Raw genomic sequence first — 19033 nt, 5'->3', positions numbered from 1 at the left:
AAAATTTAAAAGCAAATAGCATTAACTTAATATTGTAGGAAACAATATGTTGACATAAAATTATTTCAAATATGAGTTGGGACGTGATTGCATTCAAGTTTAATAGAGATCTTAAAGACGTTAGCGAAATTGACGAAAATACAATAGAAGACATAGGAACGTGGGACTTTGTCTTAGGCTTGATAAAAGAACAATTTGCAGATTTAGAGATAAGCGATTTTTGGTGTTGTATAAGACGAAAAGATATTTTTGAAATTCAATTTTCTATTGATGAATTGACAGAAATTACAAATTGTATTATTTTTCATTTGTATGGCGAGATAGCACTTTATTCTATCGCCGACTTGTGTAAGAAAAATAATTGGCAATTATTAGATACAACATTGGGAGTATTATTAGATTTGGACAATCTTCAAAAAAATGGTTATAATAAATTCAACCAGCTAAGGGGCCGAATAACTTAGACCCGCACTACCGCTAACAGAGGTTTGGCGTTATACGTAAACTGTATGCTTAAAAGTATCCCCCAAAACAATTCCGTATGATCCGGTTTTGTATCTTCAGACAGCTAAATCCTTCAGTATCTTACAATCAAAAGTCCTTGGAAGTCCATGCAAGTCCTTTAAAGTCCATAGAAGTGCCAACAATGTTCGTTACTGATCCGTACATACTACGCTATAGCTACAGTTGTGTCTTACCCGACCTATGATAGTTGTCAGGTCTCCATTCCATATATCTTCAAAAACAAGGCAAGTAAAACTCTTTCCTCAATCAAAGTGTAGTCAAGTCAGTTTTGAATCCCTTTCGGAACCAACCTGAACAATAACTGAAACCTATTAAAAAAACAGTTGACTGGCAGTTGTTCTAGATTCATCTTATATGCGCACTACAGATAGCCATCAAGGTATACACGTATCAACTTAACATGCTTAACCTACAGATTATCTGTGTTAAGCATCTGTTATGATGGTTCTTCTCGAAGAAACGCTTTTACAACGCCTAGCATATGCTTTATCCCTGCTTAGTCCCTACTTATGCACTGCTTTACGACTACAGCTCAACTAAATTCTTCCTATATCGTGTAATGAAACTGTATGCTTAAAAGTATTCCCCGCAACAATTCAGAATAACATCGGATCACTTACCTGAGCCTCATAGATCGAACCCATCCCAACGCTTCTGTTCGAATCCGAATTGTCTTAAACAAGAAAAGCTAATCTTGCGATTAGCTTTTCTTTTGTGATCCCGCTGGTACAAAACTCGAACTCTTTGTTAGAAGATTTGCGACGGCTAAACCAGTTAAAAGATGTTCAAAATCAACCAGATGAAGATGTTGCCAAAGCCTGCAAATCTTCCATTGTTCAAGTCCAACATTCTTCCAAAGCGAATAAATTAAAAAGATAATATTTCATAATGACGAAAAATATGCTCAAATAAAAGTATATGATTAGTTGATTTCTAAAGTTACCATCTCCTTTCTATATTTTCCCAAAAGAGATTCATTCAATTTTGAAAATTTTTCTAACTCTTCAATTCTCTTCTTAAGTTTTTCAGTTTGATATTTCTTTTGGAAATCATCATCTTTATAATTTTCAAAACCAATAGCTGGGTCGCTATCTAAAACTATTCTTATGCAGTTAAAGATGCAGTAAAAATCAATGGTAACGGTAAAACCTTAATACCCGGTTTAATTGACGCCAATGTGCATATGGTATTTGGTTCCTTAACCATGGCTCAAATGATGGCCCCCACCGTTTTTGCCATAGACGATATGCGCACCCAAAACCAATAAGGTACAAATGATTCCGATGCCGATTACACCATTCCATTGGTAATATTTCCACGCTTGAGAAGCCAAAAAAGTTCCCAGAGAACCACCTACAAAATAGCTGAACATATAAACCGTATTTAACCTGTTGTTAGCTCCCAGATTCAAAGCAAAAAAACTCGATTGATTCATTATATGCATAGATTGCAATCCAAGGTCGAGCAATATTACGCCTACAACTAATCCAATGTAGGTATAGCCACCAAAATATAATATCATCCAACTTATCAATAAAAGTATCGTAGCTGTTAATACAATATTAAAAGGCGGAACGCGTGTGGCTATTTTTCCTACAAATGCCGCAGCAAGCGCTCCAACAGCTCCTACCAAACCAAATAATCCGGCGACTGAAGATCCTGCATGAAAAGGAGCTTCTTCCAAATGAAATACGAGCGCTATCCAAAAAGCACTGAATCCTGCAAACCCTAATGCCCCGCGAAATGCAGCCAGTCGCAATACCGGCTGTGTTTCGGTCAAATGAATGAGAGACTTCATTAGTTTGCTGTAATTTCCTTTAAAGGAAGGATGAATGTCTGGCAACTTAATAAAGATAAGTGCAGCCAGGGTTATCATGGCAACTGCTGCAATATAATAAATCATTTTCCAACCCCAGATCTCTCCAACAAACCCGGAAACAACTCTGGACAATAGGATTCCTAATAATAACCCGCTCATCACCATGCCAATCGCTGAGTTTCTTTTTTGGGGCGTTGCCATTTCTGCTGCCATAGGAACAAACATTTGTGGTGCTACGGATGTAAATCCTACCAGAAAGCTTGCAACACAGAGGAATCCTAAATTGGGAGCGATTGTCATAGCTATAAGGGAAATGGTCATAAAGGAAAATGTTACCAATATTAGCTTTTTCCTGCGCATCATATCTCCTAATGGAACGATGAATAGCAAACCAAGTGCAAATCCAATCTGTGTCAGCATCGCTATAATACTAATCTGAGATTCTGTAACCCTAAAATCTTTGGCCATTAATCCTAATAATGGTTGATTGTAGTAATTATTACCAACGACAACACCAGTGGTAATCGTCATAAGCCATAAAGTAGAACGCGTTAACAAAGGTTTATCCTTGACTGTATAGGGATTTATTTTTTGTTCTACATTTTTTTGTTCTTGCTGTTTGGGTTCTAACCGCACTTCACTATTGTTCATTTTAAATTTTTTGTGTATTCATTTATTGATCAAAACGATAAAGGACACTACCTGTTTTAGATCATGTAGTACCCTTAGATGTTTGTGTATTTGTTGACCTTTAATACACAATATTACCTTCGTGAATAAGAGATTTTACTGGAGAAATGCGAGAAACTGCCTCTGCCGAGCAGCTTGCATCAAGGAATGCCAGATTTGCAACATCACCAGCTTTGGGCCACTGCTGTACACCTTTATCATCCAATGGCAAAATATTTCCGGTTGCCAATTTTAAACTTCTGGACAACAAAAACTCCGTTGCATAGCCATATAACTGAGCCATCACATTCGTTTTCTGAAGTACACTTCCGCTTCCCCATGTATTCCAATGATCTATGATGCAATCATTACCGGTAAGAACGTTTACATTGTATTTATATAAAGTTGGAATCGGCATAATCAATTTGCCAAAAGGAATTGTAGAGGCAATTCCAATACCTGCTGCACCCAACTGCTCTGCGATTTCTTCCTGTTTTGGAGGATCTAATTTTCCCAAAACAAAACAATGACTTAGAAAAGTTTTATTTTTCAAAACGGGATTTTCATTTACCTTTTTGATTAGATATTCTACGGTTTTTAGTCCGCTCTCGCCTGTTTCGTGCAAATGTATATCGATACCTTTGTTGTTATCGACTGCCAGTTGAACCGTAAAATCCATTGTCTTTTCAATGGCGCCATCAACGGTATAAGGATCAACGCCTCCGATAAAATCAACATCCATCTTTGCCGCTTCTTTCAGGTACGGAACTGAATCGGTATAAAACACACCATGTTGGGGAAAGGCTACGAGTTCGGCACCAAAACCTTTCTTTTTATTTTCTAATGCTACCTGCAAGTTTTTAAGTGATTGCAATTTTGATGTGGGTTCGATATTCACATGACTTCTTGCATAGGAAGTACCTCTTGATTGTAGCAGTTCGATAAGCTTCTCTGCATGGTCAACAGAATTTTTCAACAATCCGGGAATGATTTGCTTTTCTAGTTCAATCATACCTTTTACACCACCCGATCTTCTGCGTATTGCTTGCCATGGACCACCATAATAGGTCTTGTCCAAATGAATGTGCATATCTCTAAAAGCGGGTAACATTAACAAACTCTTAGCATCAATCGCTTTAGAATCATTAGGTTTATTGGCCGTTACGCTCTTAATCTTGCCGTCGCTGATCGTTACGCAAAATAATCCCGTTTTGGTATGGATAACCTCATCACCGTCATACTCAAATCCCGTTTCCAAAAGAACATTCTTTAATGTAAATGTGCCTTTTGCGAAATTTGAAGCACTTTCATTACTTCCTTGTGATAAAATACCTTTAGCGCTTAACAATCCTGGGATGATAGCCATGCCCAAAACTGTGAGTCCAGTATTCTTCAAAAAATCCTTACGTGATATCTCTGATTTCTTCATAGCTTGAAAATATATAATACAAATTTACCTGATATTTTGCTTTATGAGGTGTAGGATTCATTCCATCACTTGAAACATTTATCACAAAATCATAGAAAGAAGTATGTATAAATATTTCAAGCATTGCGATGTATTTTGCAAAGTTATGAGAAAAAACAAACCGAACTTTGTTGCAACAATCTTTCAACAATAAATAATGGACATGAAAATATTATTGTTTTTATTATCAATAGGTGTATTTACCACTTGTGGGGCAAAGGACCTTCCGGCAGCAAAAGAAAAAGTTATGCAACAGCAAAATATCATCAAACTGGTTAACAGCAACGATATTGAGGGAGTAAAAAAAGCACTCAGAAACGGTGCAGATGTCAATACGCAGGATAAGAATAATCGAAATCTGCTCTTGTTGGCAACCATTAATAAGCAAGATACAATGGCAAAACTTCTTGTAGAAAAAGGGGCTGATGTGAACATGCAGACCAATAACCAGGATAGCCCATTTCTGTATGCCGGGGCGAGCGGACAAACCGAACTGGTCAGACTATTCCTGGCGCATGGTGCTCGTTTTGATCTGTTTAATCGCTACAATGGTAGCGCATTGATTCCGGCTTGCGAACGAGGACACGTAGAAACCGTAAGGCTTTTAGTCAATACAAAAGGCTATCCGATAGACCATGTAAACCGCTTGGGATGGACGGCTTTGATGGAGGCAATTGTATTGGGTAACGGTACCAAAAAATACCAGGGAATCGTGCAGATACTTAAGGATGGAGGGGCAAACCTTCAGATTCCGGATCACGATGGCATTACACCAATACAACATGCAAAAAATCGTGGCTTTAATGAAATCGTAAAAATCTTATCTAAGTAAAAATGGAAAACAAAACCTATATTTTAAAGAATGTATTGCTCGAAACGGGCTTTGAATTCGATGGTGATGAAGTCGTAAAAACCAAAACAGATTTGTTTTGTGTAGAAATAGAAAGCGGTAAAATCAAAAGTATCAAACCCAACGATACTAATGCTTCTGCAATTGATATGAAAGGAAGTCTCATGTTGCCGGCCTTCAAGGACATGCACGCCCATCTGGACAAAATGTTGTTCGGCTTGCCTTGGCAAGCCGTATCTGCGAAAAGGAAAACGGTTAAGGACGTGATTGCTTATGAACAGAAAATGATACCCGAATGGCTGAAAACTTCTGTTGAAAGAACTGAAAAAATGATAAATTTTTTACAGGCCTATGGTACCGATTTTATCCGTTCACATTTCAATGTTGACCCAACCTCTGGTCTGGAATCATTGAAACATCTGGAAAAAGCATTGCAGAACAAAAAGGCAACTGTAGATGCTGAATTAGTAGCTTTTCCGCAGCACGGCTTATTTTATACAGATACGCTTCCGCTTTTAAAAGATGTAGCAAAAATGGATGCGGTTAGTTTTATCGGAGGGGTAGATCCTTATTCGTTAGATGGCAGTATCGAAAAGGCAATGGGACAAATCGTACAACTGGCTGTTGACAACAACAAAGGTGTCGATGTTCACTTGCACGAAATGGGAGAAAGTGGTATTAAAACGATAGAATTTCTAATCGACAGAGCGCTGGAAAATCCGCAGCTACGTGGAAAAGCTTTCATAAGCCACGCGTTTGCGCTCAGCCGTCTTAGTAATACCGATGCCGAAAAAATAGCAGAAAGGCTTGCCCATGCAGGTGTAGGTATTGTTTCTTCTGTACCTTTTGGAGATATTATAATGCCTATTCCTATCCTTAGAAAACATGGTGTGGAAGTTTTGGTAGGGAACGATAACATTCAGGATCATTGGAATACTTTCGGCTCGGGTAATATGCTTCAAAAAGCGAACCTTATCAGCGAGCTCTACGGTTATGGAACCGAATGGCAACTATCAAGAACACTGGCTTTTGCTACTCGCTATAAATTGCCTTTGGATGATAACGGAAACCAGCAATGGCCAAAGGCGGGGGATCGTGCAGACATGGTGTTTTTAGATGCAAGTTGTTCGGCAGAAGCAGTATCCCGCATTTCTCCTGTAAAATCGCTTATCCACAAAGGAGAGGTTGTGCTTTAGTTATAAATTCTTCAAGTAACAGGATGAAAAGAGCAAAGAAACCTCTATTTAATGGACGAACTTTGCCGAAGCAAATATTAAATAAGATGAAAGCATTAAAACAAATCACATTAACACTTTTGGTAGCCTTATGTGCCACCCTGATTTTTAGCTGTAAAAAAGATAGCAATACCGCGCCCGAGAAAGAACTGTCTCCAAGCGAAACTCTGGCAAGTACAGCCTGGGAAACAACGAATGCAAAAGACAATGCCGGTAATAAAGTTGCATTAACAGATGCCAACGTATCTAATTTTGTCGGCTTTGCATACTTCAAAGCTGATGATACATTTACTATGTTCAATTTGGATGATTCTCCAAAAATGCATGGTGACTGGACTGTTTCTGCAGATGGGAAAACACGTACCATTGTTGCTAAAAATGATGCAGGCGCAACATTGTTTACGCGCGTAGTAGATATCACAGTACTAACAAAAAGCGAATTTACTTATAGGATATATCCAAATAACGACGATAAAACTGTATATTTCGATATTATTCATACACCGACTACACATAAAGAACCAAAGTAAATCAGAATCATACAGGTTGTATTATAGTCGAGAGTACCAATGTCAATTGGTGATATCGAAATCTGGATATGAATTAACGGGTTGAAATAGCTCGTTAATTCATGGTTTTCGTAAATTTCCAGATGATCGAAAAAATGTAAGAAAAGATGCTTTAGACTATGAGCGCAAATACTGAGAAAATATATGTACCAGTTGTTGGTATTCAGGAGTTCCGAAAAGGGCAAACAGCCGGAAGAAAAGAGTTGCTTTATAATGAACTTCATGGGGAAAGACACATTGATAAACCACACAAACATGACTTTTTCATTATTGTATTATTTGACAATGCCAAAGGTGTACACAATATAGACTTTCAGGATTATACCATAGGAAACAAACAGGTACATGTATTGTTTCCCGATCAAGTGCATAAATGGGATATAGAGACTGATACAACTGGATATCAGTTGATGATTGATAAAGTTTTCTTTGAACGTTTTGCTCCTTATTTTCGTTTCTCGTTTACGAATTATATAAACCATCCGGTAATTCCGCTAACTGGTAATGATTTCAATTTGCTCAAATACGAATTTGATGCAGTCAAAGACGAGTTGGAAGCTGAACATTCACTTCAGGACATTATCAGTGCACGGGCTGCGGTCATCGCAGCAATCGTAAGCAAGGCAGCCGAGGATATCTTCACTGATGCTAAAGTGTTCCAATCTAACCCAAGGCTTGCAAAATTCAATATGTTGATAGACCGATTTTTTAAAGAAGAAAAGCTTGTTACCTTCTATGCCTCCAAGCTCAACATATCTGCCAATTATCTTAATATCCTCTGCAGAAAAAATCTGAATGTATCCGCCACACAGCTGATCCAGCAGCGTGTATTGCTGGAAGCCAAGCGCATGCTCCAATCAACGGATCTCTCGATTAAAGAAATTGCATTTGAACTCGGCTTTGTGGATCACGCTTATTTTTCTAACTTTTTTAAAAGTCAGACAAAGATCACTCCCACAGAATTTAGGGATCAATCCATTTAGCCGATTTATCTAATGGTTATATCACACGAAATTTGAAAAACGCTATCAAAATGCACTTTTAAAGAATGCTGATGGAGAAATGGCAGACGATGATTTCCAAGAAGTAAAAAAACTACTCACTTAATCGCTCACCTAAATTTTGCGAATTTTTTGAGGTTTTCACTAAAACACAAAAAGATTTGAGGCGGTTAAATCAAGTAAAAGACATTCAAAATCAAACGAATATACCTTCTCTAAAAATGGATAAACCCACCACTGCTCAATCCCAATCCCCAAACACTTACCTGAGCCTCGTATAGATCGAACCCATCCCGACGCTTCTGTTCGAATCCGAATTGTCTTAAACAAGAAAAGCTAATCTTGCGATTAGCTTTTCTTTGGTGATCCCGCTGGGATTGGCTCAGTCGCTCAATCCCCAAACACTTACCTGAGCCTCGTATAGATCGAACCCATCCCGACGCTTCTGTTCGAATCCGAATTGTCTTAAACAAGAAAAGCTAATCTTGCGATTAGCTTTTCTTTGGTGATCCCGCTGGGATTGGCTCAGTCGCTCAATCCCCAAACACTTACCTGAGCCTCCATAGATCGAACCCATCCTAACGCTTTTGTTCGAATCCAGCAGACACGAAAAAAGCTTCACATTTCTGTGAAGCTTTTTTTGTGATCCCGCTGGGATTGGCTCAGTCCCCCAATCCCCAAACACTTATCCTGAGCCTCCTATAGATCGAACCCATCCCGACGCTTCTGTTCGAATCCAGCAGACACGAAAAAAGCCTCACATTTCTGTGAAGCTTTTTTGTGATCCCGCTGGGATTGGCTCAGTCCCCCAATCCCCAAACACTTATCCTGAGCCTCCTATAGATCGAACCCATCCCGACGCTTCTGTTCGAATCCAGCAGACACGAAAAAAGCCTCACATTTCTGTGAAGCTTTTTTGTGATCCCGCTGGGATTGGCTCAGTCCCCCAATCCCCAAACACTTATCCTGAGCCTCCTATAGATCGAACCCATCCCGACGCTTCTGTTCGAATCCAGCAGACACGAAAAAAGCCTCACATTTCTGTGAAGCTTTTTTGTGATCCCGCTGGGATTGGCTCAGTCCCCCAATCCCCAAACACTTATCCTGAGCCTCCTATAGATCGAACCCATCCCGACGCTTCTGTTCGAATCCAGCAGACACGAAAAAAGCCTCACATTTCTGTGAAGCTTTTTTGTGATCCCGCTGGGATTGGCTCAGTCCCCCAATCCCCAAACACTTATCCTGAGCCTCCTATAGATCGAACCCATCCCGACGCTTCTGTTCGAATCCAGCAGACACGAAAAAAGCCTCACATTTCTGTGAAGCTTTTTTGTGATCCCGCTGGGATTCGAACCCAGGACCCATACATTAAAAGTGTATTGCTCTACCAGCTGAGCTACGGAATCTTATTTCCTGTTGTTTGAAGTGCTGCAAAGGTAGAAAAATCTACTTTACAGCACAAATAAATTTGAGACTTTTTTAAAGGTATGCTGTAACTTATTCTTTTTTAAAAGATTATTTTTCATCAAGCGGATAGGGGGTATCCAAAAAAAAGAGGAAGCTTAAAAACTTCCTCTTCTTACTTTTTAGATGAAAATGATGATTATTCTACAACAACACCCATGTTGCTAAATTTTTCTATGCGTTCATCAACTAATGTATCTTTATCTTTAGCAATTAACATCGCTAAATCTTCCACTAATTTTGTTTTTAGAAATTCTGCCGCTAATTCTGGATTTTGATGTGCCCCACCTAACGGTTCAGCAATAATACCATCAATAAGACCATTTTCAAACATGTCTTTAGAAGTTAGTTTTAAAGCCTCTGCTGCCTTTTCTTTATGATCCCAACTTCTCCATAAGATAGAAGAACAAGACTCTGGAGAAATAACAGAATACCAAGTATGCTCCATCATATAAACGCGATCACCTATACCAATCCCAAGTGCACCACCTGACGCCCCTTCACCAATCACAACACATATAATAGGTACTTTTAAAACAGACATTTCTAATAAGTTACGTGCAATGGCCTCACCTTGTCCTCTTTCTTCAGCTTCTAAACCTGGATAAGCGCCCATTGTATCAATTAATGTAATAACAGGCTTATTAAATTTTTCGGCCATTTTCATCAGACGAAGTGCCTTGCGGTAACCTTCTGGATTTGCCATACCAAAATTACGGTATTGACGCTCCTTTGTGTTTTTTCCTTTCTGATGACCTATAATCATCACTGATTGACCTCCAATAGAGGCAAATCCTCCGATAATTGCTTTATCGTCTCTTACAGTACGATCACCGTGTAATTCAATAAAGTCTTCACAAATCATCTGAATATAATCCAATGTTTGTGGTCTTTCAGGATGACGTGACATCTGCACATTCTCCCAACCAGACAAATTACCATATATCTCTTTTTCAGCGTTTGCTAATTTTTGTTGTAGCTCTAACACAGTAGCACTCATATCAACTTTCGTTTTTTGAGCCACTTGTTCCACTTTCTCTATTTGCAATTGCAAATCCGCAATTGGCTTTTCAAATTCAAATGTTGTTTTCATATCAAGTTTTTATGAAAAAATCAGATGGCTAATTTAGTGCATTTTTTTCGAAATTAAAATTGGTATGACATTTACATTGCAAATCCTTTATTACATTTGTCTTTCTATTAACTAGGGATGGCTTAGTTTTTGTTTAGCCTTCACTGTCAATTTATATGTATGCTGAGATATTTACTATTCATTATAGGGTTAACCTTTTATTCTACAACAAGCTTATATGCACAAACTTACCCTGAGGTTGTGTTCGAAAATAGCCTATTACCAGGTAATTATGCCAAGAGTAAAGTAGAGTATATGGGTAATAGCTGGGTTCAGAATGTCAAGAAAAATTTACCAGTTACAGATTCTTTGTTTTTTACTCCTGGAAATTCACTTTCTCTACGCTATTTTTCTTCAAAAGATGGAACTTGGAAAGTTACTTTGTTAAATGATCATCATAAAATTGATTATCAGACGGTAAACAGTGATGTATTGACCATAAAAATTTATGTGCAATCGACCTATACAACATTAAAAACGCTGCCTAATATTCAACTGAGTCAAGGTTCATCTCAAACAAGTATGTTGGATTTGGCACCGTTTATTGATGATTTTGATTATGATACATGGCTAAATGTTGAGATTCCACTTTCTAAATTTGCTAATTTAAAAATGGGAGAGTCCATCTCTGAAATTATATTTCATCAAAATGCTTCAGATGAGCAGACCCATCAAATATTTATTGATCAAATAGAATTTTTACCTAAAAACCCATCTCGCGTAAAATTATCGTCTGCAGCTATTTTATCTAAAATAGCAAGCATCGATAAACAAGTAGAATTACAATGGCAATTGCCACTGACACCTAGTATTCGTTATATTAAGATTTATAGATCGACTGATAATATAGATTTTAAACCCATAGGTATTCGTCCTGTATTTATGCAAAAATGTTATGATCTGGTTGATGAGTTTAATAAAACCTATTATTACAAAATTGCCTGGGTTGATTATGATTATTTGGAGTCACCTTTTTCTGCAGTAAGAGAAATCAAAACGAAGAGAGCGAGTGATGAAGAGTTAACGGATTTGGTCAAAAATGCTAATGTTAATTACTTTATTGAGAACTATGACATCAATAGTGGACTTTTTTTACCAAATAAAGCCAACAAAAGAGCTATTGTTTCGATTGAAGAATCAGGTTATGCAATTCTTTCTTTATTAATAGGCGTTGAAAATGAACTTATTTCAAGACAGGCAGCTCTGACACGATTAAACAGAATGGTCAAGTTCTTGAGTAAGGCACAACATCATGATGGTGTCTTTTCATCGTTTTATGATGGTCGAGATGGCGTTCCATTTTATAGAAATAATGTACCCATGTATGATGTCAAAGCAACAGCAACATTAGTAGAAGCGATGTTAGTAGCACGTGAATATTTCTCTAAAGAAGAGTCTGATGAAAAAGAGTTAAGAGAACAAATTACAGCATTGTGGAAGCGTATCGATTGGTCAGAATATAGTTCTAAAACAAATCCTGATGCTTTAATTGATAGCTGGTCTGCTGTTGATAGTACAGATCAGTCTAAAATTCTAAGTGGATTAAATGAGAGTCTTCCGATCTATTTATTAGCAATGTCTTCTCCGACTTTCCCATTAAAAGAGACAAGTTATATGAATGGATATGCAAGGAAAAGTGCTGTACTAGATACCGTTGCCAAACCTTTATTATCTTTAGATAAAGGAAAGATAATGGATTCTGCTTTGAAGTCATCGAATTTGACTAAGACAGATTTAAATCCTTCTGTAGATAGTTTAATTTTTAAAAATCAAATTCTTTTTGGAAAAAAGATTGAAATTGGAGACTTGAATACATCGATGATTGAATTTTATAGACCATTCCTTACTTTCGACCCACATGGAAAGTATGACGGACATATTGATTATGGTGAATTGGTGAGTAACTATATTTTAGCTTATAAAAGAAGAGATAATGAACTCAATTTGGGTTCCAGCTTTACAGACGTTTGGGGTGTACAAAATCCTACAGATAGCTTAGAGCACTATCTCATAAATCCAGCAATTTCTATTTCTTCGATAGCCTTCGAAAAAGAGATAGGGCAGAAGTCGTTGCGTAAGTTTTATGATCAGTATGCAAATGTACTGTTTACCCAATATGGTTTTAGATCTTGGATTGATTTGAAAAATAATGATGTATCAGATGGATTTATGGCTAAAAATCAAGCTACAATGGCCATCATGATGGAAAATGCGAAATCAGGTCTGATTTGGAAGTTGTATAATAAAATACCTGAGATAAATGCAACACTAAAGAAAATCTATAAGGAAAAGTAACTATCTGTGCCCACAGAATAATAGCTATACCCGTTGGGTGTAATTAAATTGTTTAATTTTAATATTGTTTATTCAAATAATACCCCGATTGCTCTGCTTCGGGGTCATTCATTTTTACTTCAAATCATTACACCCAACAGGTTATTATAATAGTATCGATTTTCCACCTTTTCGGCTGATTTCGCTTTTATTTGAGCATAGAGGAAGTGTTCTGGATGAACATCTAAACCTCGACAAACGGTTATAGGTGTCCCAGGGATCAAATTAAAACCAAATTGAGACCAACTCTGGACTGTGAGTACCTTGCCAGTAGGGTGTGAACGCCGTGTGAGTACAGTAAAAGGTGGACTCACGGTGCACGCACCGTGCTCTCACTGTGCTCACAGGTAGGAATTGGTCCTAATTTGGTCTCCAGTTAATCCCCATCATTGCCTGCGATGGATAGTAGAACAGTTTGTGGTCAGGAAGATGTTATGGAGTGAGCGGAAGATATGATTATTCCCTGTTAGTCCAACGGGTTAATAGGTATATGTTATTATTTTTAGTGATAGGAATGAGTTGGTGACTTTTCAAGACTTCACTTTTTTTTATATCTTTACGGATACTTTTTTGTTTTCATAAAAATCTAAACAATCGATGATTAAAAATTTAAATATTATAACCATTGCTTTAATTTGTTCGTTTTCGTTGTTCTCATGCAAGCAACAGGCTGTTATCGTTAACCCGGGAGCTGTAGTAAGTGTTGATGGAACAGATGATGGTTTGAAAGATGTTAAACGAGATTTCGAGAATGCCACACGTACAGACGAAGGCATTAAATTTACAATTTCATCTGATTTATTGTTTCCTACAAATTCTTCCTATTTATCAGATAAAGCGAAATTGGAATTAAGTAAAGTAGCAAAACTTTTGAAAGAAAATAAAAAGAAGATTCGTGTTGACGGACATACGGATGCAACAGGTACTGAAGTCTATAACCAATGGTTAGCGGAGAAGAGAGCAAACTCAGTAAAGAAGTTTTTGACCGATGCTGGTATTGATGATGCTAGAATTTTAGCAAAAGGTATTGGACAAACAAAACCTGTAGCAAATAATAAGACACCTGAAGGCCGTCAAAAAAATAGACGAGTAGAAGTGATTATTTTAAATTCAAAATAGAGTTTTAAAAGGACTTTGATACTATAGACCCCCAAAAGTTAAATGCTTTTTGGGGGTATTTTTATGATTACGATTATCAACATATTTACTAGCTGGAATAATGACTATATGAAAGATCTGGACTTTCCGAAACAAGGTATTTGAACGGATAGATCACAGGGCCTATGGAAATTATTTTTTGCTGTTGCTATGTGTACGGAAACAGTTCATGTTTCTTTGTAAAATTACTTATTTCTCCATTTTTGTGATGAATAATTTTGTAAATTAGTAGACTTGTAAGATGTTCAATTAAAGAATATTTTATGAGAGTTTAATTGCTCAAAATTAGCTGTTTAGAAAAAGATAAAGGAAGAAGTATGTACATTATATTTGATACGGAAACAACAGGATTACCAAAACGTTGGGATGCGCCGATTACAGATACAGATAATTGGCCCAGATGTATTCAAATAGCTTGGCAGTTACATGATGAAATGGGTAACATGCTTGAGCATGAGGATTATTTAATAAGACCAGATGGTTATAATATTCCTTACGATTCGGAAAAAATCCATGGTATATCTACCGAATTGGCTCAAGAGCAAGGAGTTCCTATTCAAGAGGTATTAATCAAATTTAACGAAGCTTTAGCAAAAGCTAAATTTGTGGTAGGCCAAAATATCGGGTTTGACTTAAACATCATGGGCTGTGAGTTTTATCGATATGCCGTCGACTCTCCTATGAGTGCAATGCCTATATTGGATACCTGTACAGAGGTTACAGCTGAATTATTGCGATTGCCTGGTGGTCGTGGAGGACGATTTAAATTACCTAATCTAACGGAGCTTCACTCTTATCTTTTTGGAGTACCATTTGCAGAGGCACATAATGCAACAGCCGATGTGGAAGCAACAACACGTTGTTTCTTAGAATTGGTTAGAAGAGAGGTTTTTACTCCTCAACAATTACAAACAGATACAGGATATTTCGTCAATTTCAAAGAGCACAATCCAACTGAAATTGCTACTGCAGGATTAAAGCATATTAATTTAAAGGCCGCTTCAGATGAGATTCGTCAACGAAGTAAACCTACTGGAGATGCAGGAGTTATTATTGATCATGAAGTATTAAATGACTTTGAGAATGCTGTATTTGCTCATTTACATAACCATTCTCAATTCTCAGTGCTACAATCCACGATATCAATTGCTAGTTTAGTGGATACCGCGGCAAAACATCGAATGCCAGCTGTTGCATTAACAGATCATGGGAATATGATGGGAGCCTTTCATTTTGTGTCAAAAGTTGGTGATTATAATAAAGCGGCGAAAGCTAAAAATGAAGAGTTAGAAGCTGCAGGGGAGAGTCCTACAGAAAAAATAATCAAACCGGTTGTCGGCTGTGAATTTTTTGTTTGTGATGATCATTTTGACAAATCCAGAAAGGATAATGGTTACCAGATCGTTTTTCTTGCTAAGAATAAAAATGGTTACCATAATTTGGCAAAAATGGCTTCTGTTGCCTATACGGAAGGCTTCTATTATGTGCCACGTATCGATCGAAAAGTTGTAGAAAAATATAAAGAAGATTTAATTGTATTATCAGGGAATCTACAAGGAGAAGTTCCAAATAAAATATTAAATATTGGTGAAAATCAAGCAGAAGAAGCTTTATTGTGGTGGAAAGAGCAATTTGCAGATGATTTTTATATGGAAATTATGCGTCATGGTCAGGAAGATGAAGACCGTGTCAACAGTACATTGGTCAGTTTAGCTCGAAAGCACGATGTCAAATTAATTGCAACAAATAATACATACTACATTAATAAAGCGGATGCGCATGCACATGATATTTTACTTTGTGTAAAAGATGGAGAAAAACTAAGTACCCCGAAAGGGCGGGGACGTGGCTTTCGTTTTGGTTTACCTAATCAGGAATATTACTTCAAATCTGCAGAAGAGATGAAGAAAATGTTTAAGGATATTCCAGATGCGATTATCAATATACAGGAGATAGTCGATAAAATCGAAATTTTTACGTTGTATCGAGATGTCTTATTACCAGCATTTGATATTCCTGATGAATTTCAGGTTGCTGAAGATCAGGAAGATCAAGGCAAGAGAGGGGAGAATAAATACTTAAGACACCTTACTATAGAAGGGGCCAAGCGACGTTATAAAGAGGGGTTGACAGATGATATTATGGAGCGCCTGGACTTCGAATTAACGACAATTGAAAAAACAGGATATCCTGGATATTTCTTGATTGTACAAGATTTTATTGCAGAAGCTCGAAAAATGGGTGTTTCGGTTGGTCCTGGACGTGGTTCTGCTGCAGGTTCTGCAGTAGCCTATTGTCTAGGAATCACGAATCTAGATCCGATTAAATACGATCTACTATTTGAGCGTTTTTTAAATCCCGATCGTGTGTCCATGCCAGATATTGATATTGATTTTGACGATGAAGGTCGTGGTCGTGTGATGCAATATGTAATTGATAAATATGGCGCCTCTCAGGTAGCCCAAATCATTACATATGGTACAATGGCTGCAAAATCATCTATTAAAGATACCGCTCGTGTATTGGACTTGCCTTTGCAGGATGCCAATGATATCGCTAAACTGATTCCTAATTTAAAGTTGTCCAAGATTTTCAATATGGATGAAAAGGCTTTGAAAGAAGTCTTACGTGGAGATGAATTGGAAGCTGTTAATCGATTAATTTCAATTGCTGAAGGAGCAGGGTTAGAGGCTGAAACCATCAAACAGGCTCGGGTGCTTGAAGGCTCCATGCGTAATACAGGTATTCACGCCTGTGGGGTAATTATTACACCTGATGATATTACGAATTTCGTTCCGGTTTCTCTTGCCAAAGATTCAGATCTTTATGTGACACAATTCGATAACTCCGTAGTAGAATCTGCAGGTTTGCTGAAGATGGACTTCTTAGGGTTGAAAACATTGACGCTGATTAAAGATACTGTTGAAAACGTCAAGTTAAGCAATGGATTGGAGTTGGATCCTGATGAGTTTCCGATTGATGACCTGTTGACTTACGAGTTATTTCAAAGAGGAGAGACTGTAGGGGTATTTCAATATGAGTCGCCTGGTATGCAAAAGCATATGAAGGATTTGAAACCGACAGTTTTTGCCGATTTAATTGCGATGAATGCTTTATACCGACCTGGCCCGATGGAGTATATTCCAAGCTTTATTAAACGGAAGCATGGTACGGAACCAATTCTGTATGACCTCGATGCTTGTGAAGAATACCTCAAAGAAACCTATGGTATTACTGTTTACCAGGAGCAGGTTATGCTTCTTTCTCAGAAATTGGCAGGATTTTCAAAAGGTGATGCCGATGTACTGCGTAAGGCTATGGGTAAAAAGCAAAAGGCTGTATTGGATAAAATGAAGCCAAAGTTTGTTAAGCAAGCGGAAGAAAAGGGGCATAATGCAAAAGTATTAGAAAAAATATGGACGGATTGGGAAGCTTTTGCAAGTTATGCTTTTAACAAGTCGCACTCAACTTGTTATGCGTGGATAGCCTATCAAACAGCTTACCTGAAGGCTCATTTTCCAGCGGAATATATGGCGGCAGTACTGTCTAACAATATGAATGATATTAAGCAGGTAACCTTCTTCATGGAAGAGTGCAAGCGCATGGGGCTGGAAGTATTAGCGCCAGATGTGAATGAGTCACACTATAAATTTACGGTGAATGATCGTGGAGCGATTCGATTTGGCATGGGTGCTGTAAAAGGTGTGGGGGCAGGAGCGGTAGATACTATTGTACAGACGCGTGCTACAGGTCCTTACAAATCCGTCTTTGACTTGGCAAAACGTATTGATTTACGAGCAGCCAACAAAAAGGCATTCGAGAGTCTAGCTTATGCTGGTGGATTTGATGGGTTTCAAAATACGCATCGTGCCCAATATTTTCATGCAGATGATACTTCAACAGGATTGGAGAAAGCGATTAAATTTGCACAAAGATTTAAAGAGAATGAAAACTCAGCACAAGCGAGTTTATTCGGAGGAGAGGGAATTGCAGAACTTCCTGAACCTGTTTTAACTTCCTGCTCACCTTGGGGATTAATCGAAAAATTAAAATATGAGAAAGAAGTAATAGGTATCTATCTTACAAGTCATCCTTTAGATAATTATAAGTTTGAGATCAAACACTTTTGCCAGAATAAAGTGAGTGACTTGCAGCTCATAAATAAAGTAAAAGCTTCTGAAGTAGAGGAAGAAGTGCTATTGGACTTTAATCGAATAAAAAATAAGGAAGTGGTGGTTGGTGGTATAATTGCTGTAGCAAATCATCGTATAGCCAAATCGGGTAAACCATTTGGATCATTCATAATTGAAGATTATTCTGATTCTTACGAGATCATGGTTTTCGGTGAAGATTATGTCAAATTTAAGGGATACTTGGAGGAAGGTTATTTTGTTCAAATTCGTGGCCTGGTACAAGAAAGATTTAAACAGGTAGGAAATTGGGGCTTTGAAATTAAGGGAATCCAATTACTATCCGATTTACGAGAAAAAATGGCAAAGATTTTCACCATTAATATTTCGTTGCCCGCCTTAAATAATACTTTTTTGGAAGAGATGAAACAAGTGTTGGACGATAATCTGATCGAAGGTGTAGTGCCTAATTGTCAACTGCGTTTCAAAATTTGGGATCCACAAGATGAAATTTCAGTTGAAATGCCTGCAAAGCAAACGCGCATTCACCTAACAAACGAGTTTTTAGATGCAATAGAAAGGTTTGAGGGCGTAAATTACAGATTAAACTAGACTTTTACTCTTTAATTATTACACTTATATTACGGACATCTTTATTATATTTGTTGTTATATAAAGA

11 protein-coding genes and 1 tRNA gene are annotated in these 19033 nt (G+C 37.5%); 8 read left to right on the top strand and 4 right to left on the bottom strand.

Going from position 1 to position 19033, the window contains the following annotated elements:
• Positions 1–71 precede the first annotated feature (71 nt).
• A complete protein-coding gene (locus LZQ00_RS07630; protein ID WP_234514321.1) occupies positions 72–464 on the top strand; it encodes a hypothetical protein in 393 nt (130 codons plus the stop codon).
• 1259 nt (positions 465–1723) lie between these two features.
• Here LZQ00_RS07630 and LZQ00_RS07625 read toward each other — a convergent pair.
• Entirely contained in the window at positions 1724–2995 is a 1272-nt protein-coding gene (locus tag LZQ00_RS07625) for an MFS transporter (RefSeq protein WP_234514320.1), read from the bottom strand.
• 100 nt (positions 2996–3095) lie between these two features.
• A complete protein-coding gene (locus LZQ00_RS07620) occupies positions 3096–4442 on the bottom strand; it encodes an amidohydrolase (RefSeq protein WP_234514318.1) in 1347 nt (448 codons plus the stop codon).
• Positions 4443–4644: 202 nt separating this feature from the next.
• On the opposite strand from LZQ00_RS07620, the gene LZQ00_RS07615 reads away from it, so the two are divergent.
• The 4 genes from LZQ00_RS07615 to LZQ00_RS07600 all read left to right on the top strand — a co-directional run bounded on the left by LZQ00_RS07615 (position 4645) and on the right by LZQ00_RS07600 (position 8118).
• Complete coding sequence (locus tag LZQ00_RS07615) at positions 4645–5313, top strand: ankyrin repeat domain-containing protein (RefSeq protein ID WP_234514316.1); 669 nt, start codon at positions 4645–4647, stop codon at positions 5311–5313.
• Positions 5314–5315: 2 nt separating this feature from the next.
• Positions 5316–6527 carry an amidohydrolase gene (locus LZQ00_RS07610; RefSeq protein ID WP_234514314.1) on the top strand — a complete coding sequence of 404 codons (1212 nt, stop codon included), beginning with the start codon at positions 5316–5318 and terminating at the stop codon, positions 6525–6527.
• 86 nt (positions 6528–6613) lie between these two features.
• Positions 6614–7096: a DUF4822 domain-containing protein gene (locus LZQ00_RS07605; protein WP_234514313.1), complete on the top strand. Its 483-nt coding sequence runs from the start codon at positions 6614–6616 to the stop codon at positions 7094–7096.
• Positions 7097–7254: 158 nt separating this feature from the next.
• A complete protein-coding gene (locus LZQ00_RS07600) occupies positions 7255–8118 on the top strand; it encodes an AraC family transcriptional regulator (protein WP_234514303.1) in 864 nt (287 codons plus the stop codon).
• A gap of 1351 nt (positions 8119–9469) precedes the next feature.
• On the opposite strand, the gene LZQ00_RS07595 is transcribed toward LZQ00_RS07600, so the two are convergent.
• Together LZQ00_RS07595 and LZQ00_RS07590 are read right to left on the bottom strand one after the other, a co-directional pair.
• A tRNA-Lys gene (locus LZQ00_RS07595) sits at positions 9470–9542 on the bottom strand.
• Between the two features lie 197 nt (positions 9543–9739).
• Entirely contained in the window at positions 9740–10693 is a 954-nt protein-coding gene (locus LZQ00_RS07590) for an acetyl-CoA carboxylase carboxyltransferase subunit alpha (protein WP_234514301.1), read from the bottom strand.
• A gap of 159 nt (positions 10694–10852) precedes the next feature.
• Here LZQ00_RS07590 and LZQ00_RS07585 point away from each other — a divergent pair, with 159 nt between their 5' ends.
• From LZQ00_RS07585 to dnaE, 3 genes are all read left to right on the top strand, one after another.
• Positions 10853–13027, top strand: a complete 2175-nt coding sequence (locus tag LZQ00_RS07585; RefSeq protein WP_234514299.1) for a glucoamylase family protein — start codon at positions 10853–10855, stop codon at positions 13025–13027.
• Between the two features lie 636 nt (positions 13028–13663).
• Entirely contained in the window at positions 13664–14185 is a 522-nt protein-coding gene (locus LZQ00_RS07580; RefSeq protein WP_234514297.1) for an OmpA family protein, read from the top strand.
• Between the two features lie 356 nt (positions 14186–14541).
• Positions 14542–18966 carry a DNA polymerase III subunit alpha gene (gene dnaE / locus LZQ00_RS07575; RefSeq protein ID WP_234514295.1) on the top strand — a complete coding sequence of 1475 codons (4425 nt, stop codon included), beginning with the start codon at positions 14542–14544 and terminating at the stop codon, positions 18964–18966.
• Positions 18967–19033: the final 67 nt, after the last annotated feature.

The organism is Sphingobacterium sp. SRCM116780, from assembly GCF_021442025.1.
Classification (GTDB): Bacteria; Bacteroidota; Bacteroidia; order Sphingobacteriales; family Sphingobacteriaceae; genus Sphingobacterium.
Note: the sequence above shows the minus strand (reverse complement) of the source record. Positions and strands in the feature narration are given on the sequence as shown.